Source organism: Sulfurospirillum sp. SCADC, assembly GCF_000743525.1.
Classification (GTDB): Bacteria; Campylobacterota; Campylobacteria; order Campylobacterales; family Sulfurospirillaceae; genus Sulfurospirillum.
The window spans coordinates 23,402-44,656 of the sequence record NZ_JQGK01000004.1 but is presented as its reverse complement, the minus strand read 5'-3'; the positions used below and the strand labels follow the sequence as shown (position 1 = coordinate 44,656).

25 protein-coding genes and 5 tRNA genes are annotated in these 21,255 nt (G+C 43.0%); 6 read left to right on the top strand and 24 right to left on the bottom strand.

Annotated elements, in window-relative coordinates:
• Positions 1–130 precede the first annotated feature (130 nt).
• From rplL to JU57_RS03475, 13 genes are all read right to left on the bottom strand, one after another.
• The gene (gene rplL / locus JU57_RS03530) at positions 131–505 is read right to left on the bottom strand and encodes a 50S ribosomal protein L7/L12 (protein WP_037957048.1); all 375 of its coding nucleotides are present in this window, start codon (positions 503–505) and stop codon (positions 131–133) included.
• A gap of 138 nt (positions 506–643) precedes the next feature.
• Positions 644–1,126 carry a 50S ribosomal protein L10 gene (gene rplJ / locus JU57_RS03525; RefSeq protein WP_037957046.1) on the bottom strand — a complete coding sequence of 161 codons (483 nt, stop codon included), beginning with the start codon at positions 1,124–1,126 and terminating at the stop codon, positions 644–646.
• A gap of 187 nt (positions 1,127–1,313) precedes the next feature.
• Entirely contained in the window at positions 1,314–2,018 is a 705-nt protein-coding gene (rplA, locus tag JU57_RS03520; protein WP_037957044.1) for a 50S ribosomal protein L1, read from the bottom strand.
• A 65-nt stretch (positions 2,019–2,083) separates the two neighbouring features.
• A complete protein-coding gene (rplK, locus tag JU57_RS03515; protein ID WP_025343668.1) occupies positions 2,084–2,509 on the bottom strand; it encodes a 50S ribosomal protein L11 in 426 nt (141 codons plus the stop codon).
• A 16-nt stretch (positions 2,510–2,525) separates the two neighbouring features.
• A complete protein-coding gene (gene nusG / locus JU57_RS03510; protein WP_037957041.1) occupies positions 2,526–3,056 on the bottom strand; it encodes a transcription termination/antitermination protein NusG in 531 nt (176 codons plus the stop codon).
• 9 nt (positions 3,057–3,065) lie between these two features.
• Positions 3,066–3,245 carry a preprotein translocase subunit SecE gene (gene secE / locus JU57_RS13975; protein ID WP_041956442.1) on the bottom strand — a complete coding sequence of 60 codons (180 nt, stop codon included), beginning with the start codon at positions 3,243–3,245 and terminating at the stop codon, positions 3,066–3,068.
• 17 nt (positions 3,246–3,262) lie between these two features.
• A tRNA-Trp gene (locus JU57_RS03505) sits at positions 3,263–3,338 on the bottom strand.
• A 27-nt stretch (positions 3,339–3,365) separates the two neighbouring features.
• On the bottom strand, positions 3,366–3,524 hold the full coding sequence (gene rpmG / locus JU57_RS03500) for a 50S ribosomal protein L33 (RefSeq protein WP_012856149.1): 159 nt from the start codon (positions 3,522–3,524) through the stop codon (positions 3,366–3,368).
• A gap of 54 nt (positions 3,525–3,578) precedes the next feature.
• Positions 3,579–4,778 carry an elongation factor Tu gene (gene tuf / locus JU57_RS03495; protein ID WP_037957321.1) on the bottom strand — a complete coding sequence of 400 codons (1,200 nt, stop codon included), beginning with the start codon at positions 4,776–4,778 and terminating at the stop codon, positions 3,579–3,581.
• A 73-nt stretch (positions 4,779–4,851) separates the two neighbouring features.
• Positions 4,852–4,926, bottom strand: a tRNA-Thr gene (locus tag JU57_RS03490).
• Positions 4,927–5,070: 144 nt separating this feature from the next.
• Positions 5,071–5,147, bottom strand: a tRNA-Gly gene (locus tag JU57_RS03485).
• 2 nt (positions 5,148–5,149) lie between these two features.
• Positions 5,150–5,234: transfer RNA gene (locus JU57_RS03480), tRNA-Tyr, on the bottom strand.
• Positions 5,235–5,287: 53 nt separating this feature from the next.
• A tRNA-Thr gene (locus JU57_RS03475) sits at positions 5,288–5,363 on the bottom strand.
• 117 nt (positions 5,364–5,480) lie between these two features.
• On the opposite strand from JU57_RS03475, the gene JU57_RS03470 reads away from it, so the two are divergent.
• Both JU57_RS03470 and JU57_RS03465 read left to right on the top strand, forming a co-directional pair.
• On the top strand, positions 5,481–6,224 hold the full coding sequence (locus JU57_RS03470) for a YaaA family protein (RefSeq protein ID WP_037957038.1): 744 nt from the start codon (positions 5,481–5,483) through the stop codon (positions 6,222–6,224).
• 50 nt (positions 6,225–6,274) lie between these two features.
• Complete coding sequence (locus JU57_RS03465; protein WP_037957036.1) at positions 6,275–6,496, top strand: hypothetical protein; 222 nt, start codon at positions 6,275–6,277, stop codon at positions 6,494–6,496.
• A gap of 483 nt (positions 6,497–6,979) precedes the next feature.
• Here the strand turns inward: JU57_RS03465 and JU57_RS03460 are convergent, their stop codons facing one another.
• The 8 genes from JU57_RS03460 to JU57_RS03425 all read right to left on the bottom strand — a co-directional run bounded on the left by JU57_RS03460 (position 6,980) and on the right by JU57_RS03425 (position 16,183).
• Positions 6,980–10,576, bottom strand: a complete 3,597-nt coding sequence (locus tag JU57_RS03460) for a bifunctional proline dehydrogenase/L-glutamate gamma-semialdehyde dehydrogenase (RefSeq protein WP_051906556.1) — start codon at positions 10,574–10,576, stop codon at positions 6,980–6,982.
• Positions 10,577–10,696: 120 nt separating this feature from the next.
• Positions 10,697–11,419 carry an ABC transporter ATP-binding protein gene (locus JU57_RS03455; RefSeq protein ID WP_037957035.1) on the bottom strand — a complete coding sequence of 241 codons (723 nt, stop codon included), beginning with the start codon at positions 11,417–11,419 and terminating at the stop codon, positions 10,697–10,699.
• Entirely contained in the window at positions 11,412–12,194 is a 783-nt protein-coding gene (locus tag JU57_RS03450; RefSeq protein WP_037957033.1) for an ABC transporter ATP-binding protein, read from the bottom strand. The genes JU57_RS03455 and JU57_RS03450 overlap by 8 nt, the downstream gene beginning before the upstream one ends.
• Positions 12,191–13,141, bottom strand: a complete 951-nt coding sequence (locus JU57_RS03445) for a branched-chain amino acid ABC transporter permease (RefSeq protein ID WP_037957031.1) — start codon at positions 13,139–13,141, stop codon at positions 12,191–12,193. Before JU57_RS03445 ends, JU57_RS03450 begins: the two co-directional genes overlap by 4 nt.
• The gene (locus JU57_RS03440; protein ID WP_037957029.1) at positions 13,138–14,040 is read right to left on the bottom strand and encodes a branched-chain amino acid ABC transporter permease; all 903 of its coding nucleotides are present in this window, start codon (positions 14,038–14,040) and stop codon (positions 13,138–13,140) included. Before JU57_RS03440 ends, JU57_RS03445 begins: the two co-directional genes overlap by 4 nt.
• Positions 14,041–14,106: 66 nt before the next feature.
• A complete protein-coding gene (locus tag JU57_RS03435; protein WP_037957027.1) occupies positions 14,107–15,237 on the bottom strand; it encodes a branched-chain amino acid ABC transporter substrate-binding protein in 1,131 nt (376 codons plus the stop codon).
• A 63-nt stretch (positions 15,238–15,300) separates the two neighbouring features.
• A complete protein-coding gene (locus JU57_RS03430) occupies positions 15,301–15,966 on the bottom strand; it encodes a hypothetical protein (RefSeq protein ID WP_037957025.1) in 666 nt (221 codons plus the stop codon).
• Positions 15,959–16,183, bottom strand: coding sequence for a hypothetical protein (locus JU57_RS03425; protein ID WP_037957022.1), 225 nt, complete (start codon positions 16,181–16,183; stop codon positions 15,959–15,961). The genes JU57_RS03430 and JU57_RS03425 overlap by 8 nt, the downstream gene beginning before the upstream one ends.
• A gap of 268 nt (positions 16,184–16,451) precedes the next feature.
• On the opposite strand from JU57_RS03425, the gene JU57_RS03420 reads away from it, so the two are divergent.
• From JU57_RS03420 to JU57_RS03410, 3 genes are read left to right on the top strand one after another with little or no spacing between them, the layout of a single operon-like run.
• Positions 16,452–17,204, top strand: coding sequence for an SDR family oxidoreductase (locus tag JU57_RS03420; protein WP_037957019.1), 753 nt, complete (start codon positions 16,452–16,454; stop codon positions 17,202–17,204).
• 56 nt (positions 17,205–17,260) lie between these two features.
• Positions 17,261–17,494, top strand: coding sequence for a VF530 family protein (locus JU57_RS03415; RefSeq protein WP_037957016.1), 234 nt, complete (start codon positions 17,261–17,263; stop codon positions 17,492–17,494).
• Between the two features lie 4 nt (positions 17,495–17,498).
• Positions 17,499–18,362 (top strand): DMT family transporter, encoded by an 864-nt coding sequence (locus JU57_RS03410; protein WP_037957013.1) that lies wholly within the window; start codon positions 17,499–17,501, stop codon positions 18,360–18,362.
• A gap of 135 nt (positions 18,363–18,497) precedes the next feature.
• Here the strand turns inward: JU57_RS03410 and JU57_RS03405 are convergent, their stop codons facing one another.
• Positions 18,498–18,911 carry an ester cyclase gene (locus JU57_RS03405; protein ID WP_037957011.1) on the bottom strand — a complete coding sequence of 138 codons (414 nt, stop codon included), beginning with the start codon at positions 18,909–18,911 and terminating at the stop codon, positions 18,498–18,500.
• The gene (locus JU57_RS03400; RefSeq protein ID WP_294875626.1) at positions 18,912–19,163 is read right to left on the bottom strand and encodes a hypothetical protein; all 252 of its coding nucleotides are present in this window, start codon (positions 19,161–19,163) and stop codon (positions 18,912–18,914) included.
• Between the two features lie 308 nt (positions 19,164–19,471).
• On the opposite strand from JU57_RS03400, the gene JU57_RS03395 reads away from it, so the two are divergent.
• Positions 19,472–20,371, top strand: a complete 900-nt coding sequence (locus JU57_RS03395) for a hypothetical protein (protein ID WP_051906554.1) — start codon at positions 19,472–19,474, stop codon at positions 20,369–20,371.
• A 97-nt stretch (positions 20,372–20,468) separates the two neighbouring features.
• On the opposite strand, the gene JU57_RS03390 is transcribed toward JU57_RS03395, so the two are convergent.
• Positions 20,469–21,236 (bottom strand): putative hydro-lyase, encoded by a 768-nt coding sequence (locus tag JU57_RS03390; RefSeq protein WP_037957008.1) that lies wholly within the window; start codon positions 21,234–21,236, stop codon positions 20,469–20,471.
• Between the last annotated feature and the right edge of the window lie 19 nt (positions 21,237–21,255).

The window sequence follows — 21,255 nt, the reverse complement described above, 5'->3', positions numbered from 1 at the left end:
ACCTCGTGTAGTTGTTTGAAAAGGGCAGTGGGTTCATCTATCTTGTGATAGACGTTGTAACGACTAATAATGAATTTCCAAGGAAAAAGTTTTAAAAGAGAAGCACAAGGCTTCTCTTAAAGTAATAAAATTACTTGATTTCAGCGACAGCGCCAGCTTCTTCAAGTTTCTTTTTGATCTCTTCAGCAAGTTGCTTAGATACACCCTCTTTAACGGTTGTAGGTGCACCCTCAACAGCGTCTTTAGCCTCTTTAAGACCAAGACCTGTGATTTCTCTTACAACTTTAATAGCATTGATTTTCTTCTCGCCACCATCTTTAAGGATAACGTCAAACTCAGTTTTCTCTTCAACTGCTTCTGCCGCAACAGCAGCACCAGCACCAGCTACCATAACAGGAGCTGCAGATACACCAAATTTCTCTTCGAAATCTTTGACTAGTTCACTTAGTTCAAGAACACTAAGACCTGAAATATACTCTAATACGTCTTGTTTTGAAATTGCCATTTCAAATCTCCTGATTATTATAATTTAATATAAAGCTCGCTCTTTTCAAAGCAAAAGCTTTTTACTGTTTTGCAAGAAGTCTCATCATTGCTTCACTCTTGCACTTTACATGTAAGACTAAAAGCTTACACATACGCTCTATTCAGACTCTTGTTTTTTAGCACGAAGTGCATCAAGACCGATGGTAAAGTTTGTGATAGGTGCCATCCAAGTTGATAGAAGCATTCCAATAAGCTCATTACGTGATGGCATTTTAGAAAGTGCTTCAACTTTAGCAGCGTCAACCACAATACCACCAGCAAAACCAGATTTAATGATAAAATTTGGATTTGTTTTAGCGAATGTAGCAACAATTTTTGTTACCGCTAACTGGTCAGCGCCCCAAACAAAAATGTTGGTGTCTTTAAGTTCAAGTCCTTCAATACCAGCGTTTTTCATAGCGATTGATGCCAAAGTATTTTTAATTACTTGAACACTAACAGCTTCTGGTCTAGCACTGTTTCTAAGTGCTTCGATCGCTTTAACATTAAGACCTTTATAGTCACAAACAATTAAACCGTCGGAAGATTTAAACTCTTCAGTTAGAGAACTAATAAATTCAGCTTTCTCTGTTCTTGTCAATTTTTCTCCTTTCCAACTGGTGATTTCAAGTAGAGATGAGTGATCTCAAATTAAGCTTGCGCCTCTACTCTCTCCAATCATAAGATTAAGTACGTACATGTCATGTCATAAAACGGTGCTTTACAACAATAATTTTTTAAGGCTCTTGAACACAAACCATTGAAGTGGCGTATGTTCAAGTCAATTGTTATTTAAGGTCAATTAATTCTTGATTTTCAAGGTTCATTGATGGGCTCATTGTGAGTGACACAACGGCGCTTTTAATATATTTACCTTTTGAAGCAGCAGGTTTGTGTTTGTTAATTGCTTTGATAAATGCTTCAAAGTTCTCTCTGATTTGCTCAGATGTGAAGCTAATTTTACCAATACCTGCATGGATGTTTCCTTGTTTGTCAACACGGAAGTTTACTTGTCCACCTTTGTTATTCTCAACAGCTTTAGCAACGTCCATGGTTACTGTACCTGTTTTTGGATTTGGCATGATACCTTTTGGTCCAAGAATACGACCAACTTTACCCACTAAACCCATCATATTTGGTGTTGCAATCAAAACGTCAAAGTTGATTTTGCCTGCTTGAATATCTTCAATCAAATCATCACTACCAACAATATCAGCACCCGCTGCTCTTGCTTCATCTGCTTTCTCATCTTTAGCGATAACCGCTACACGAACCGTTTTACCAGTCCCAGCAGGAAGAACAACAGAACCTCTAACCATTTGATCCGCATGACGTGGATCAACGTTAAGTTTAAGTGCTACTTCGATTGTTTCATCAAATTTTGCAGATGCAAGGTTTTTAATATTGCCTAGTGCTTCATCAACAGAATATTTTTTCTCTTTATCAACTTTTTTCAAAAGTTCTTGAAAACGTTTATTTACTTTCTTTGCCATTCTTTATCTCCGCATAATTTTGCTTCCGCCTTTATATTGAAAACCCTGGCGGTGAAGGGTTAGTTTTAATCGACGATATTAATACCGATACTTCGAGCAGAACCTGAAATAATTTTCGCTGCTTGTTCACGATCAGTTGTATTAAGATCAGCAATTTTTTTCTCAACAATCTCAAGGATTTGAGCTTTACTGAGGGTACCAACTTTATTTTTTAAAGGGTTACTTGATCCACTTTTAAGACCAACTGCTTTTTTGATAAGATCGGTTGCAGGTGGTTGTTTCGTCACAAAAGTAAAACTTTTATCGGCATAAACAGTGATAACAACAGGAATTCTAAAACCTGCCATCTCTTTTGTTCTTTCGTTAAACGCTTTACAAAACTCCATAATATTCACACCACGTTGACCAAGGGCTGGACCAACTGGAGGTGATGGGTTTGCTTTAGCAGCTTCAATCTGCAATTTAATTTCACCAATGACTTTTTTTGCCATTTCTTTTCCTTTACGCTTAGACTATTTTTTCAACTTGAGAATAGAGAATCTCAACTGGAGTACTTCGACCAAAGATTGAAACATTGAGTGTGAGTTTACCATGAACCATATCATACTCTTCAACTGAACCTGTAAAGTTTGCGAAAGGACCTTCTGTAATCCTAACACTCTCTCCATTTTCAAAGAAGATTTTTGGTTTTGGTGCACCTTTTTTCTCAGCTTTTTCTAAAATCAATGCAATATCTTTTTCACTCAACGGGGTAGGCTTTTTTGCTTCACCGATGAATCTTCCGACTTTTGGCAAAGATTGAATAAGATGCCAAAGTGCTGTATCTAAATCTAGCTTTGCAAACGCATAACCAGGATAGAGACTTCGTTCACTAATCTTTTTTTTACCATTCTTAACTTCAATGACATCTTCGGTTGGAACAACGATTTGCTCCAACTTCTCAGCGATACCATGATCATTGACAAGAGTAATAATCCCTTTTTTGACTGCTTGCTCGCTACCTGCATAGGTTTGAATTGCATACCATCTATGTGCCATTCTTTCTCCTTAAATTAAAGAAGATAAAGAAAAAGACATAATAGCATCAATCAGCGCCAAAAAGAGTGAAATTACGGTTACAACGACAAAGACAGAGATGAAAGCATTTCGAATCTGTTCTTTAATCGGGAATATAACCTTTGACAATTCAGCTTTAGAATGATGATAATAAGCTCTTAATTTTTCCATTGTATTACCTCGACTAGTGGCAGGGTAGGAGGGACTCGAACCCCCAACCTGCGGTTTTGGAGACCGACGCTCTACCGTTGGAGCTACTACCCTGCATGTAAGTTAAGTCTTTTAAGGGACTTAACTTTTTAATTTTACTTCTTTATGAACAGTGTGTTTTTTCAGTCTTGGACAATACTTGCTAAGTTCAACTTTTTCAGTAACTGTCTTGCTGTTTTTGGTAGTCGTGTAATTAATGTCACCACATTCAGAACACTTAAGTCCGATTTTAACGGTCATAATATTTCCTTGACTTGATTACATGTAAAGGGGTTAACCCTTTACATGTTAAAATTACTTGATGATTGTTGAAACAACACCCGCACCAACGGTTCTACCACCCTCACGGATTGCAAAACGAGTACCCTCTTCAAGAGCGATAGGAGCGATCATTGCTACTTTGATTTTTACGTTATCACCAGGCATAACCATCTCAGTACCTTCTGGTAATGTGATAGAACCTGTTACGTCTGTTGTACGAACATAGAATTGTGGTCTATAGTTGTTAAAGAATGGAGTATGACGACCACCCTCTTCTTTTGAAAGAACATAGATTTCAGCTTCAAAGTCAGTGTGTGGAGTGATTGATTTTGGTTTACAAAGAACCATACCACGCTCAACTTCTTCTTTTTTGATACCACGTAACAAGATACCGCAGTTATCACCAGCCTCACCACGTTCCATCTCTTTACGGAACATTTCAACACCGGTTACCGTTGTTGTTTTAGTATCTTTGATACCGACGATTTCAATAGTCTCACCAATTTTTACAGCGCCTCTTTCGATTTTACCTGTAACAACGGTACCACGACCTGAGATTGAGAATACGTCTTCGATTGGCATCAAGAAATCTTTTTCAGTTTCACGTTGTGGAACAGGAATATACGCATCAACAGCTGCCATAAGAGCAAGAATTTTTTCACCCCATGCGCCAACAGTACCTGCTTTTGCTTCTTCAAGTGCTTTAAGCGCAGAACCTGCAACGATTGGAGTATCATCACCTGGGAAGTCATAAACAGAAAGAAGTTCACGGATTTCCATTTCAACAAGCTCAAGAAGTTCTTCATCATCAACCATATCCGCTTTGTTCATGAAAACAACGATGTATGGAACGCCTACTTGGCGAGAAAGAAGAATGTGTTCACGCGTTTGTGGCATAGGACCATCTGCTGCAGAAACAACAAGAATCGCGCCATCCATTTGAGCAGCACCTGTGATCATGTTTTTAACATAGTCAGCATGGCCTGGGCAGTCTACGTGAGCGTAGTGGCGGTTTTCTGTTTCATATTCAATGTGAGAAGTTGCAATAGTAATACCACGCTCTCTCTCTTCAGGAGCGTTATCAATACCATCGTAATCTTTAAATTCACAAAGACCTTTTGTCGCTAGAACTGCTGAGATTGCAGCTGTAAGCGTAGTTTTACCATGATCAACGTGACCGATGGTTCCAATGTTAACGTGTGGCTTGGTTCTAGAGAACTTTTCTTTTGCCATTTTTTCCTCCGTAATGAGTTTTGTTTTTTTAATACATTTCAATTTGTCAAAGTTATAAAAACTTTTTGAGTGATGGAGCTCATAGAGGGACTTGAACCCTCGACCTCTTCCTTACCAAGGAAGTGCTCTACCCCTGAGCCATATGAGCCGACTACAAAAGGGTGGACCATATTGTATCGAAATACCAGTAACGATTTGATTTCATAAGGAAGGAAGGTAAGACTACTGAACTTGTTCTGTAGTGCCCTAAAGCAGAAGAAATTCAACAGCTCCCAGTTTGCTTATAAAATCTTGGAGCGGGAGACGGGACTCGAACCCGCGACCCCCAGCTTGGAAGGCTAATGCTCTAGCCAACTGAGCTACTCCCGCAATGGTGGTGAGAGAAGGATTCGAACCTTCGAAGACATAGTCAGCAGATTTACAGTCTGCCCTCGTTGGCCACTTGAGTATCTCACCGTATTTTTACCATATTTCATTGCTGGTCAAACACTGTCTTTCACAAACAAAAATGGAGCTGGTGAACGGAGTCGAACCGCCGACCTACTGCTTACAAGGCAGTTGCTCTACCAACTGAGCTACACCAGCACCCTTGATTGTGAGGTGAAATTATATCTCAAAAGATTTCCAAAGTCAATACTTTTTTGCAGTTTCTAGTGGAATATTGGCTAAAATAGTCGCTTACGTTTGCAATAAAGGCTGAAGATGAAAATTTTATTCTCCCCGAGTGAGACCAAAAGGGAACTGACGACGCATGGAAAACTTGAAAAATCGAGTTTGATCTTTCCTTATTTATATGAAAAACGTCTGCAGGTTTTAGAGAACTACCAAGCTCTTTTGAAGCGCCAAGACATTCCAACATTGCAACAGCTTTTTGGCATTAAAGACCCTCAAAAAGTCTTAGCACAAGCGAACAAGCCTATTTTTGATGCACTGACATGTAAAGCGATTCTTCGTTACAGTGGCATTGCTTACGATCATCTTCGGTTTGAAACACTCACTGAAAACGCACACACGTACCTTGAAACCAATGTCATGATCTTCTCCAATCTTTTTGGTCCTCTGTTAGCAGGCGATCTGATCCCTGAGTACAAACTCCAACAAGGCGAAACCTTGGCTGGTTTTAAAACTGAAATGTTTTACAAAGAGCATTTTAGCGATGCGATTGATGCATGGATAGGCGATGAGTGCGTGCTCGATCTGCGCGCTGGCTTTTACGAGAAGTTTTACACCCTCAAACGCCCTTACATGACGATGAAGTTTCTCAAAAAGGGAAAAGTTGTCAGCCATTTCGCCAAAGCGTACCGTGGGCAGGTGTTACGCGAACTGGCACTTCATCAGCCCAATGACGAAAAAGAGCTGAGTGCCATCGCCTTTACAGACCTGCGCATCAAAGAGATTTTGGAGCAAAAACTCAAGCGCGAATACGTTTTTGAGATTATTGCGTGATTTGGATTAAAAGGGTACAATAGCACCAAATTTGACTGAAGGAAGCGTCTATGGATATTTTACAATGGATCGTCATTGGGGTGCTGGTTTATGTGATTTACTACCTTATCAATAAATACGAGCAACGCGTCGATGAACTCACACGCCTCATTGAGCTCAACCGCGAAGAGATCACGAAAAATAAACAGCGTATTGAACAAAATAAAGAGAATATCGCCAAAAATAAAGAGACCATCGAGCTCAATCAAACGATTATCGAAAAACTTAAGTAAATTTAGAAAAGAGGATAAAGAGTCACACTGCTTTATCCTTACATTAATTTTACATGTAAAGTTAAAATTTTAGTCCCTTTACTCTCTCGAACCGACATAAAAGTTGTATTTAAACTCCATTGGTATTACCATTGCCGTTGCGCCTAAGATACTCAAACTGATGCAGAAGCTGTATTTAAATGTACCTAAATTGAGAATTGTCTTGAACAATTTCCATCTTGAACCGACACGTGTTTTGAGAGCAAAAGCTTAATGGGATAGGGAAGCAAAACGCGTTAGATGATAGAAGGATACAGTCCCCACGTCAGATTATCACCGATGACGTGGCAAAGTAGTGAAATCGGACGATCTATTCACTAGAACCGTACAAAGTATTGCCCATGTCCGCTTAAAAAATGATAAGAACCTTCTCAACTCGATACATTTTTCTCATAATAAACTCATTTGAAAAAGACAAGGGGCAAATATGCCCCTCTCTTACTTTTACTTTTTAATACCTCTCGCTCCTAGATTGCCATAACGATGGTAGCTGTGCGAAATGCTCTGTTCGGCAAAATAGTGCAATAGCTCCACGCGTCCTTCCATCAATGGTTTTGCTCTTACTATGCACTTTGCTTTTTGTGCAACGGATGCGTACACAAAAGGCGAGATGCGTGCTGCGTTTGCGTAGAAGATTTTATCGACATGCTCAAAACATTCTACAAAGGTTGCCTCATCTTCGCGTTCCATCGTGTCCTTTTTCCCAAATAGCATGCCGTGATGTTCATATAAAAACGCTATCACACTGCTTTGCGCGCTAAATTCAAGGCTTATATGTAAAGAAGTTTGAGCGATGCGAGCTGCCATAATGCGGCTCATCACATCAAACAGTCCATCGTCTTGACTCACACGAAGTGCGATGCGTTTGAGGGGGAGGTATTTGAAAAGATTGTCTTCACCTCGCACCTTTGCAAAGTCTTGCTCTTGGCTAAACGTCGCTTCAACATTTTCAAGGTAACTGCCAACGGCGAAGCTTAATTTCTCAAAATCACTCTTAAATTCTGCGTACAATCCTTTACTGCACCCCTCTTTCCAACCATGAATCAGAGGAAGAAACGCGTGTGGATGGGAATGGTTGATAAGAGGCGCTGCAACCTCTTCGATCTCCATAAACTGCGTGATGTAGTTGTGAATGCCCGCTTTTCTGCCTGAACCCACAGCGGATTTGCCAAAGCCTCCAAAGGGCTGACGCAGCACTATCGCACCGGTTGTTCCGCGGTTGATGTACAGATTGCCTGCGTTGAGATGCTTCCTCCAATACGCCACTTCGCGCTCATCGAGTGACTCAATGCCTGACGTCAGTCCATAGCCTGTCGCGTTAACGATCTCGATTGCATGTTTCAAATCACGCGCGCACATGACCGAAAGCATCGGTCCAAAAAGCTCTGTGCGATGGCAAAAACTACCCTCTTTGACACCCCATTTAATGCTAGGTTTGAGCATGTATTCGTTTTCGTCCGCATAACTAGGCGCTAACGCCCAACTTTCACCCTCTTCAAGGCTCTCAAGTGCTTGTTTCAGCGCGCCACTGACCGGATTGGCAAGCGTGCCTAGACGATTGGTAAAGTCCCACACCGAGCCTACATGTAAACTTTTCGCTGCATCGATCAGTCCAGCTTTGAAATGAGGGTCATTGTAAACCTCCTCTTCCAAAACCAAAAGCGAGGTTGCGGAGCATTTTTGGCCGCTGTTGGAAAACGCGGAGTGAACCACATTTTTGATCGCCTGCTCGCGGTCGCTCATCGCGGTCACGATAGTCGCATCTTTGCCACCCGTTTCGGCACTTAAAAAGAGGTTTGGACGGCTTTTAAGCATTGCGTATGCCGTCTCTTCGCCACCGGTGAGTATGACAAAATCAACCTTCTCATTTTGAACAAGATATTCCCCCGCCAAACTTCCCGCGCACGGAACAAATTGGAGGGTATTTTTGCTCACCCCTGCATCCCAAAAACATTGACACAGTTCATACGCACACAAAGCTGCTGCACTGGCAGGCTTGATGATCACACAGTTTCCTGCCGCTAATGCAGCGCTAATACCACCAACGGGAATGGCAATCGGAAAGTTCCACGGAGGCGTGATGACGCCCACACCTTTACCTTTACATGTAAGGTTTTTGTACCCCTCAAAATAGCGCGCGCTGTGGCCGTAAAACTCTAAGAAGTCGATGGCTTCGCTGACTTCTACGTCGGTTTCAAAAAAGACTTTTCCCACTTCGGCTGCGGCGACTCCGATGAGATCACCTCGTTTGGCGCGCATTTTATTGGCAACCTGCCCAAGGATTTTTTGGCGCTCGCTCGCACTCAGGCTTCGCCAACCATCTTTATCTTCCGCGGCAACTTTCACCGCACGCTCTAAATCTTTTTGGGTAGCAAGGGCGTATTTACCACACACTACGCTCTCTTTCAGTTGCGATTTATCGATGACAGTTTTAACTTCTCGCTCCACAATCGCCTCGCCTCCCACAACAATAGGCGCAACATTTACCTCATCACCTGCTTTTTTCTGCCATTTCGCGCGAATGTTTTTTGCCCACGCTTTATTGGGTGGCAAAATAAAATCGGTATCGGCTTCGCCATGGTATGTACCCGTGAAAAAACTGCCACCTTCGTAATTTTCCCACTGTTCGCTTAGCCTGTTTTGATGGCGTTTTGTGCCGATAAAAAGGTCTTTTGTATTTTCAAACGCATCGATAAATTTTTGCTTTTGGCTCTCCCACGCAGGGCTTCCGACTTTAAGCCCAAACGAGTAGCGAATGAAATTCTCCTCGCCTGTATTTTCATCCAGACGCCTGACCAAGTACGCAATGGCATTGGTAAACTGCTCTTTTTTCGCCGTGGGTGCGTACAAAATCACCTCACCGCTGATCTCTTTGATCGCAAGGCGCGCTGATTCGCTCATGCCTTCCAACATCTCCATGCTGAAAAACTCGGTGGTGCCATACTCTCGCGCGAGTTCATATCCATGCGCCAATTCAAAGAGATTGTGCGATGCCATTCCAAGGTTGACATACTTGGCATGCTCAGGTCGCAAGCCAAACTCACCCATGATTTTATAGTTGCTATCGGTGTCGATTTTGCGCATGTGGGTGACGAGTTCCCAGTGACGAAGCCCTGCTTCGGTCTCTTCCATCTCCATATTGGCACCCTTGACCAAACGCATTTTGATCGGCACACCGCCTTTTTCAACCCGTTCTTTCGCCCATGCGATGAGCTTTTGTTGCCACAGATGCGAATCAGGCAGATACGCCTGAAGCACGATGCCAGCTCGAAAATCTTGAAACTCTGGCAAATCAAGCGTTTGGGTAAAGGCACTGAATGTCAGTGCAAGATCACGGTACTCTTCCATATCAAGGTTGATAAATTTATTGGTATGTTCGCCTTTGGCATTGGTGAAGCTGTATTTTTTCGCTTGTGCGTAGATGCGACTCAAACGTTTTACGAGCTCTTCCACCGTCTCTTCGTACGCAAGCGCATTGATCTGCGAAAAGAGCGTTGAGATTTTGATGGAGATATAATCGACATTGGGATTTTCAAGCACTTTGAGGTATTTCTCAATCCGCTCTTCCGCTTCCTCTTCGCCTAAAACGACTTCACCGATGAGATTGAGATTGATGCGTGTGCCCTCATTTTTGCGTTTGATCAAATGGGCATTGAGCACATCGTCTTCGCCTTTGAGCACCACGGTTTTGGTATCTTCTCTGATGTTACTGATAAAAAGTGGGATGGAAATCTGAGGCAGATAAACGCCTGCATTGCGAAATAAAAAGACCAAAAAGCGCTCGGAAGTTGTAAAAAACGATGCCATTTCGTATTTGGCGAAAAGATACTCGATCTGATTGGCAACGCGTGTGGGGTTTTTACTTCTAAAACTCTGATCCATCAGCTCGATCAAAAAGACCTTGTCTTTAGGATGACCGAGCATTTTGTTCATTTTAACGTGGAATTTTTGATCAAAATCGCTGACCAACTCTGTGGCACGATTTTGCCATTTTTCTGCCAATGCTATGGCTCTCTCGATGATTATTTCATTGTTTTGCATTAATGTTCCTCAACTTTAATTCGTATTTAAATCAAATTTAAGTAACTTTCACTTTACATGTAAAAGGTTAGACATGTCTTAGATGCTCACTTTTTGCGGGGCGGGCATCTTTGTTTGAAGTTACGCCTCTTTTTTCTTGCCCAAATATGCCTCTTGTATCATTTCCGAATTGAGAAGCTCCTCGCTGCTTCCGCTATGGGTTATTTTCCCAAGCTCCAACACATAGCCACGATGAGCCAGTTTAAGTGCCGCTTTCGCATTTTGCTCGACTAAAAGCACGGTGACGCCTGTTTTGCTGATCTCTTTGATCGCCTTAAAAATCACCTTAACCAAAACAGGAGCCAGTCCAAGGCTGGGTTCATCCAAGATCAAAAGCGTTGGCTTACTCATAATCGCTCGCCCAATCGCTAACATCTGCTGTTCACCACCACTGAGTGTTCCTGCAAGCTGTTTTTTGCGCTCTTTCAGCCGTGGCAAAATCTCATAAATCCATTCCAATGTCGGCGCATCAAACGTTTTAAGACTGTACGCACCCATCATCAGGTTCTCTTCGACACTGAGCGTGCCAAACACACGACGACCTTCAGGCGAATGGCTCATGCCCAGACTTACGATCTCATGTGCAGGCAGTTGTGTGATCTCTTTGCCATCAAAAAAGATGCTTCCAGCGCTAGGCTTCAACAGCCCGCTGATCGTGCGAAGTGTCGTTGTTTTTCCTGCGCCATTGGCACCAAGGATCGTCACGACCTCACCTTTATTGACGTACAAATCAATGCCTTTGATCGCTTCAATCGCGCCATAGTTTACATGTAAACTTTTTACTTCCAATAATTTTTCACTCATTATCGTCATCCTCATCACTGCCAATATACGCCTCAATCACTACAGGATCGTCTTGGATAAACGAAGGCACACCCTCGCTGATCTTCGCGCCGAAGTTAATGACCGTGATGTATTCGCACAAACTCATCACCATCTCCATGTCGTGCTCGATCATCATGATCGTCACACCCATCGCTTGAATTTTGCGAATCGTTTGGGTCAGCTCCAACGTCTCATGTTCATTGAGCCCTGCGGCGGGCTCGTCGAGAATGAGAAGCTCAGGCTCAGCCGCAAGAGCACGTGCCATCTCAATGCGTCTTTGAATGCCATACGAGAGATCGCCTGCAGGTGTGGTCGCAAACTCTGAAAGATGGAAAAAGTCCATCAGTTCGCCCACTTTTTTCCAGTTTGCTTTCTCATCTTTGTAATACGCAGGCGTGGGGATAACGCCGTTATACCAGCGCTGTTTAGATTTGATGTGACGACCCGACATGATGTTTTCTGCCACACTCATCTCCGAAAAGAGACGAATCGTCTGAAAGGTACGCAAGATGCCAAGCTCCGCAATTTTATGCGGACTGATCCCTTTAATATCTTTGCCTTTCCACAAAATTTGCCCGATTTCAGGTCGATAAATACCGGTAATGCAGTTAAACAGCGTCGTTTTGCCCGCACCGTTAGGGCCGATGATGCCGTAAATCTGCCCTTTTTTGACCTTCATTGAAAGGTCATTAATGGCGACCAGTCCTTGAAAATATTTGCTGACATGGCTGATTTCTAAAAGATACTCGCTCATTTGACCCCCTTTTTAAGGAAGTCTGGGATGTTGCCAAAACGAACTGGCCAAATGCCACGAGGGCGTAAAATCATCGTCAAAATCATCGCAATACCAAAGACCAAATAACGCGCCGTCTCAAACTCTCGAAACATTTCAGGAAGCACAAACATGATGAACGTTCCAATTAAAACACCCGGAAGCGAAGCCGAACCACCTACTAAAACGATGGTGAAAAACATAATAGACTGCGTGACATTAAACGCTTCAGGACTGACCGCGGAGTACTGAACCGAAAACATACTTCCCGCCGCTCCCGCGATGCCCGCACCCAAGATAAACGCATAAAGTTTAAAGTAGCGTACATTAATGCCCATGCTTTGTGCGGCAATCTCATCTTTGTGGATGTAAAACATCGCTCGCCCAAATTTACTCTTATCAAGATTGCGCATAATAAAAAGCGTTATGCCCAAAAGGATAAACGCCATATAGTACATGTGCGTTTGAGAGCTGAAGTCGTAACCCAAAACTCTTACCACATCGATGCCGAAAAGACCGTTTGGCCCTCCAGTCAACCCAAAAACATCGTTTTCAAGCACTTGAATAAAGATGATGTTAAAGCCAATGGTCGCGACCAGCAGATAATCACCTCGTAAATGAATAATCGGAGCCACCATGATAAACGCAACGAGCATGGGAACCAACACCGCAGGCACCCATGTCGCTAAGATAGGCAGTCCAAAGTTGACATTTAAAATCGCAGTCGTGTACGCACCCAAACCAAAGAACAGTGCATGTCCCATGTGAAAAACGCCTGCGCGCCCTAAAATGATGTCTTGAGAGAGTGCTACGACAGCAAAAACCAAAAAGGTGGTGCCGACGGCTAACCATGCAGAGTCAACAAACAGAGGGAAAAAGCCCATAAATACAAGCAATGCAATTGCTATCAGACTGGTTTTGTTCATCATACTTTCTCCGCCACAGTTTCGCCCAAAATGCCTGTGGGTCGTAACACCAAAATGCCGATGAGCAGCACAAACGTAAAGGTTTCCGCCCATTGCGTCGAGATGTAACCCGTAATCATCGCGTTAAAGAGTCCTAAAAGTAACCCTCCAAGCATCGCACCGGGGATATTGCCGATGCCTCCCATAATCGCCGCAACAAAGGCATTGAGCCCATACATCCAACCCATATCAAAGGTAATGCCACGGTAATAGGTGCCGATAAACAGTCCGGCCACCGCGCCCAAAGAAGAGCCAATGATGAAAATAATCATAATAATGCGGTTGACATTAATGCCCATCAGTTTTGCCGCGTCTTGGTCAATCGCCACGGCTCGAATCGCGGTGCCAATTTTGGTTTGGTGAATGAAAAAGTAAAGTCCCACCATCAAGAGCGATGAAACGCCCAAAATCATCACTTGCGTAAACGTAATGACGATGCCGCCGATTTCCCAAATCGTTGAGGGAAAAAGGTTGGAGGGAAATATTTTCATATTGGGTCCCCAAATCAGCATCACCGAATTTTGAATCACAAGCCCTGCTCCAAGGGCTGAAACCACTGCGCTTAGACGTGGTGCCGTTCGTAAAGGTCTGTATGCAAGACGCTCAAGAAGCACACCCACAAACGCTACAATGGCCGCTGTGAAGACAAAAACCGTGATGACTGCCACCAAAGAGGTGACACTCTCTCCAAATATTTGGGCATAAACGCTTAAGCCGATAAACGCTGAAAAAGCCACGAGGTCGCCGTGCGCAAAGTTGATCAGTCGCATCACGCCATACACCATCGTATAGCCCAACGCTACGAGCGCATAAAGGCTTCCGATGGTCAGACCATTGACCATTTGTTGTAAGAAAATATCCATAAGATCACCTTATCCTAATGTAATGGCACAGCCAAAGAGAAACCCTCTTTGGCTGTGCGCTCTTTTTTATTGGTAAACGATCTTATAGCTTTTATCCGCTTGAACTTCATAGGTCATGTAACCACCACCAATGCGCTCGCCATCTTCTCTAAAGGTCACAGGGCCTGTGATACCTGGGAAATCTTTGAGGGCATGCAAGCCTTCTGCGATCACTTTCGTATCGTCTGATTTGCTCAGCTCCATGACATGTAAAATCGCGCGAAGTCCGTCCACATTCATCAGTGACCAAATGGATGCAGGCATCATGTTGAATTTTGCTTTGTAGTCGACTAAGAACGTTTTAGCGATGTCGTACGGCAAGATGTCAGGTGTGGGAACATTGATAAGCAAGGTGCCTTTAGCGCTCTCACCTGCTAGTTTCATGTAGTCTGGATTGTCATTGGAGTCGCCACCCACAAAGTCTGCTTTAATGCCCAGTTGCATTTGTTGCGCTCTTAGGAGTCCGCCATCGGTGTAGTAACCGCTAAAATAGATCACGTCAGGATCCATCGATTTGATTTTGGTTAACGTCGCTGTGAAGTTTTGAGAGCCTGATTTGATTTTGCCTTCGTAAATGATATTGGCATTTTTCGCTTTAAGCGCTTTCACGGTTGCGTCCGCTAAGTCGGTTGAGTAGCTTGAGTAGTCGGAGAGAACCACGATTTTTTTGTACTGTTTGCCCTCTACAAAGTATTTCGCGGTGTATTCGGCTTCTGCACTGTTTGGGAATGAGTTTCTAAAAAATGTCCAGTATTTGTGCGCAATCAATGAGTCACTCGTACCATCGCTGGTTTGAAGTACCCCTGCTCGGTTATACGTCGTTTGAGCCGCTTCGGTTGCACCTGAAGTGTAGGAGCCGATGACCGCTTTTACGCCTTCATTCACCAATTTTTTTGCACAAATCGCTGCTTGTTGCGCCGCACCTTGGTCATCGCAGGTGACCACTTCTATCTTTTTACCTAATACGCCACCTCTTGCATTGTACTGCTCAACGATCAAACGCACACCGTTGTCGATGCTTTGACCCTCATTGGCATATTGCCCTGTAATAGGCGCTTGCACACCGATTTTAATCACATCGGCTGCCGCGAAACTTGCACTGGTTAACATCGAACAGACCGCTAAAGAGGCTGTCAATTTTGGAAACATTTTCTTCATTCTCACTCCTTTATAAATTTTGAAAACTCAGCAGAATCGTTTTACATGTAAAGACAATTCTGCTTAATTTTCAACGTTTGGCTCGATCACATACGCCCCTGCCATCCACTCACCCACACTCTCCACTTCACGAATCGGAGTGCTAATGCACTTGGCACGAAGAGAAGGAAAATGGCTCACAACCTCATCAAAACTGGCAATAATTTCAGGTATGCGTTTGGAGAGTTTTTTGCGCGCCTGAGGCGAAAGGTCTGAGTAAAAGGCAAACACACCATAGTCCAATGCGCTGTCGTCTTTGGTTTTTCGCTGAAGCATTTTGCACAAACGCTCAATCTCGTAACTGTACTCCGCTTTGGCATTGCAAACACCATTTTTGAGCGTGATGATCACATGCGATGTCGAGTCATTGTGATTTTGATGCGAAAATCGCTCATCGAGGGTGATGCTAAAAACGCCTTGAGAGAGCGCATTTTTTTCCATAAACATCTTAAATGCTTTTCGGTTGGGAAGTGAACAGCGCAAAATATCGGAAACCGTCGCATCAATGAACACCTCAGGCGCATTTTCAATCAGGCTCAACGACTGTGCCACGTGAATGGAGAGAATTTTTTGAGGGCCACTGGAGAGCGAAAGGCGGTTGTTCGTCCAAAAAAGAAAGTTGTACGCCGCTTTGCTGATGCCCTCTAGTATGGATTGAACAACCAGCGTTTGCGTGGGGAAATTACTCATAGTAGTTCTCCTCAACCTCTTGCAAGATGCCACTCTCCATCAAAATATCTTCGATCAATCTGTTTTTGGAGATATTTAAAGCACTGGAAAGTTTTGTAAGGGCGATATCAAGTTTCGCGTCAATTTTTAAGGTCAATTGGGCAATTTCACGTTTTTTGGTCTGATTTTTCTCTATTACACGCTGAATGATCTCTGCGCCAAATTTCTGTTTTGCCACGTTTTACACCTTAGTAAAATTTAGGAATACTAAAAGGAATACTTTTTACTCAACAAAGAAATCTTAATATATTTTTGGACTTTTGTGGCAAATAGAACTGATGAAATTTTAAACAAAGCGTATGATTTCTTGAATTCACCCATTGCAAAGAGCCATTTTAAGGCTATTTTTAGCAATTTGGAGGAGAAATTTCTTTTTTGAGCAAGTTACCAAAGGTATCATTACACCTCACTTTGCTATAATCATAAAAAATATGTAAAGGATGCGCATGTCAAAAATCGTCTTGATTACAGGAGCAACTTCTGGCTTTGGAGAAGCAATGGCTGAGAAATTTGCGAAAGCTGGTTATAAAGTCATCGTTACGGGTCGTCGCAAAGAGCGACTTGAAGCACTGAAAAATCGTTTATCCACCTGCGAAATTTTGCCACTGTGTTTTGATGTGACTCAAAAAGAAGAGGTGTTTAGTGCCATCGCCTCACTTCCAAACGAGTACAAAAACATCGATATTTTGGTCAATAACGCAGGACTTGCCTTGGGACTAGAGCATGCGAATGAAGCGAGTTTGGATGATTGGGAGAAGATGATCGACACCAATATCAAAGGCTTACTCTACGTAACCAAAGCCGTTCTTCCGGTCATGGTGGCGCGCAAAACAGGGTACATTTTTAACATCGGTTCCACCGCAGGCAGTTGGCCGTACGAGGGTGGCAATGTGTATGGCGCGACCAAAGCGTTTGTCAAACAGTTTTCACTCAACCTTCGAACCGACCTAAAAGGCACGCATGTGCGTGTAACCAACATTGAGCCAGGCATGGCACAAACCGAATTTTCCGATATTAGGTTTAAAGGGGATAAAGCCAAAGCCGATGCAGTCTATGCCCATTCCACACCGCTTGCGAAAGAAGATATTGCCAATACCATTTTCGCGTTGGCAGAACTTCCAGAACACGTCAATGTCAATCGCATCGAGATTATGCCAACCGTACAAAGTTACGGTGGACTCGTTGTTGAAAAATACTAAACACCTTTTACATGTAAGGATTTCCCTTACATGTAAAACCCATTTTTGAGGAATCAATGAACAATACCGAACACACTACCAATCCCCTTCATGGCGTCACACTTGAAAAACTTATTACTGAATTGCAAGAACATTACGGTTGGGAAAAACTCGATGAAATGATGCGTATGAACTGCTTTCATGTCAATCCCAGCATCAACGCATGCCTCAAATTTTTCCGTAAAACCCCTTGGGCGCGCACAAAGATCGAAAAACTCTACATCACCTTTCGCAAAAACCAAACAAAGTAATCCCATGACCTACGCAAAAGCCTTTAGGATTACCTCCCTTGGTATGATTTTAATGAGTTTTGAATCGCCATTGATTAAGATGACCCATGTGAGCGCGCAGAACTTTACCTTTTATTTTGGTCTGTGCATGTTTGTAAGTCTCAATCTTACGCTGTGGATAAAATATAAAAATACTATTGTTTCCATCTACAAAAATCACCTCTCTTCCATACTTTGGAGTGGACTTTGTATAGGACTTAGCAATTTTCTGTTTATCCTTGCCATCAAACATACCAGTGTTGCAAGTGCTGTGTTTATCTTAAGTACAGGCCCTTTGGTGAGCGCAATGATCGCATTTATCTTTTTCAGACAAAAAACACCACGCCGTACCTTTGGAGCGATCTTTTTTGTTTTTATAGGACTTTCGATCATTTTATTTAATGACTTAGGTCTTGGCAATATGGAAGGAAATTTCTATGCTTTTAGCTGTGTATTAGCCTTTGTTTCAATGCTATCTGTTTTAGAGCGAAACAAAGAGGTCAATCGTTTGGCATGTTTTGGAACAGGGGCTCTCATCGCATCGCTTCTCGCCATGCTTAGCGCACCTATGGTGTTACCGGATAGCTACTCTATCGGGATTATTTTCTTTATGGGGATTTTACTAACGCCACTTTCGCGCGCGTTTATAGGCATTGGCACCAAGTTTTTACCCTCGGTTGAAGTAGCGCTTTTAACGATTATAGAACCTGTACTCGCACCCTTTTGGGTCTGGATATTGATGGATGAAAAACCGCATATCAATACGTTGATGGGAGGTGCCATCATCGTAACGACGTTACTCGTTCACTCCATGATGGCACATAAAGAGGCAAAAAAATGCAACAACTAATAACCTTCTTGCAAAATAATTTTGCAAGAAGTGAAAGCACCAAGAGTTCTTGGGCTCTCTGCCGAAGAGAACCTAGTGTTAACGTAGCTTGAGAAGCTTTGCTTTGAAAGCGTGTTAAAAGTTCTTTCAGAACTCTTAATGATTGGCGCTGTTAAGTTGTCCGTAAAGTGCGTTAAGATCACCCAAGACCCACGCGTCTACGATTTTTTCATTTTCAAATTTAAAAAAGCAGGCTCCTGAGTAACGGATGCGATTTCCTGTAGGCTCGAAACCAAAGAGTTTTCCAGAGTGTGTTGCGGTGTAAACGAGTCTTACAGCGGCTTTATCGCCATCGATGACGATGTCTTCGATCACATGGTAGAGATTGGGGAAGGCGCTAAAAAGCATCTTGGCGTAGTCACAAAACCCATTGATACTATCGACTCGCATACCGAGCGAGCCTCTAAAATTGAGTGAAGGGTCTAAAAATCGTTGTGCTTGGTCGAGTTTTTTCTCGTTCCAAACCACATCGTAGTACTCTTCAATGATCTGTCTTATCTGCTTTGCCATCTACTTTTTTTCCTTTTCTGTGCCCTGTTTATTGGGGACTTTTGGCGCTGAAGCACTTGCTCCACTTTCAAACCAACTCTCACTGGCATCGTACTCAAACTCAAACACTTTATCCAAGCCTCTGGTTGCTAGTTCATTGTCAATGTTTTGAGGACTAAGCCCCTTTTTTTTGCAAATTTCGAGAATCTCCTCAATGTCTTCTTCAGGGATTCCGCTGTAACGCATCTCTAAAACTGCTTCGTTGACCGTCATTCTCTCATTCTCATTCTTACAATTAGGCTTTAAAAGCCTTCAAAATCCGTTTGAAACTTCAAACACCGCCTAGACAATATTAGACTTTTTTCATACCTCATTGAAAAAAGAGTGTCGCTCATAGCCCATCACTTTTTGAAACTAAAAATATCGCCATAGCTTTGGCTATGACTCAATTTTGAGTTTCAAAAATTAACGCACTCTTAGCAAACTCTTTATCTTTTCAAGAGGTATGAAAGAAGTCTATTTACAAAATTATAATCATATTTTTTCAAAAAAGAGCTAAAATTCTTGTAAAAGGAGTGTGCATGTTACGACTAATTTTTGCTTTAATGCTCGGTTGGCTTCCTTTGGTAGCAGTTGAGCACATAAAGCGCTACGAAGTCTTTGTCAAAGCATACGAACAAAATGGAACACTTCTGCTGATTTCTCGCCGTTTTGAGCTCAGTGGCGTCACGTTTTACCTTACCACAAACACGCAAACCCTGCAAACCAAAGTTCTCGCCCTCGATGCAACTAAATTTCAGCCTTTGGATGAGCGCTTTTACCAAAGCCTTTTTGCCAAGCGTTTAAAGGAGGCAACCGCTTTACATGTAAACGGTGGCGCGACCCACGCCCTTACGCAAAATCCCAAGGCGATTTACCTCAGCATGGATCTCTGCCCTTCAAGCAAACAAGGGTACGAGCGCGATTTTATCGAAAAACTCACAAAGCAAAATGGCAAAACACCGATTGCGATTGCACTGAGTTCCGCGTGGAAAGAGCACCATGAAAAAGAGTTTAAAGAACTGGTCCATAATCCGCTTTTGCAGATCACATGGGTGAACCATTCGCATACCCATTTTTACGACCCAAAGCTTCCGATTTGCGATAATTTTATGTTACATGTAAACACCGATGTTCAAGGTGAGATTTTAGGTGTGGAGAAAAAACTCTTAGAAGAAGGCATTACGCCATCGGTCTTTTTTCGCTTTCCCGGTCTCATTGCCGATGAAAAACTGATGCGAGAACTGCGTGAGACCTACTTTTTGATTCCCCTCGGTGCGAATGCGTGGATCGCGAAAAATGAGCCGATAAAAACAGGAAGTATCATCTTGATTCATGGCAATAAAAATGAACCTCAAGGAATTGAGATGTTGGAGAAGAAGCTTCCTGAAGTGGTGAAAACCTATCAGTTTCACCCTCTTCAAGAGGCATTTATACCGTGACACGCTTTTAGAGCAAAGCTCTAAAAGCTACGCTAACGCTGAGTTCACTTCGGCAGTGAGCCCACGCACCTTTGGTGCTTTATGACATTATTGGATTTTATTCGTAGTATTCGCTGTCTTTTTTATCGGTCACAAACATATGCCCTGGTGCGTGGGTGATCGCAAAGGGAAGTTTCATGGCTGTGATGACATTTTGAGGCGTGACACCGCAAGGCCAAAACAATGGAATTTCATCCGCTTTGATCTCAATCGCATCGCCATAATCAGGCTTTGAAACATCGTTAATGCCGATCATCTCAGGGTAACCCACTTGTATCGGCGAGCCGTGCATACGAGGGAAATGACTTGTCACAACACACGCGTCGGCGACTTTTTCTTTTTTGATCGGGCGCATGCTTACGACCATCTCACCTGAAAAGCCTTCCACAGGTTTAAGCGCGATATTGGTGCGATACATCGCGACATTTTTTTGCTGATCGACGTGGCGCAGTGGCATGCCATTTTCAATGAGTGCGGTCTCAAACGAAAAGCTACACCCAATCAAGAAAAAGACCAAATCAGGATTGTAATAAGGCGTGATGTCGGTCACAGTTTCGACCACAACGCCATCTCGCAAAATGTTGTACTTTGGAATTTCGCTTAAGATGTCAGCACCTTTAGCTAAAATACTCGAATGATGCCCCTCGTAAATCACCTCAAGCACGGGAATCGCTTTGGCATTCTCTTTGGCAAACGCTTCAAAGCGCTTGGCATACTCTTTGGGAAGGGCTACCATATTCATCTGAATGTAGCCGGGGCATTCGCCCGCTGTGGGTCTGGTAAACTCGCCTTTAGCGATTTTGGCGCGTAACTCTTTTGGCGTCATGGTCATCCTTTAATCAAAA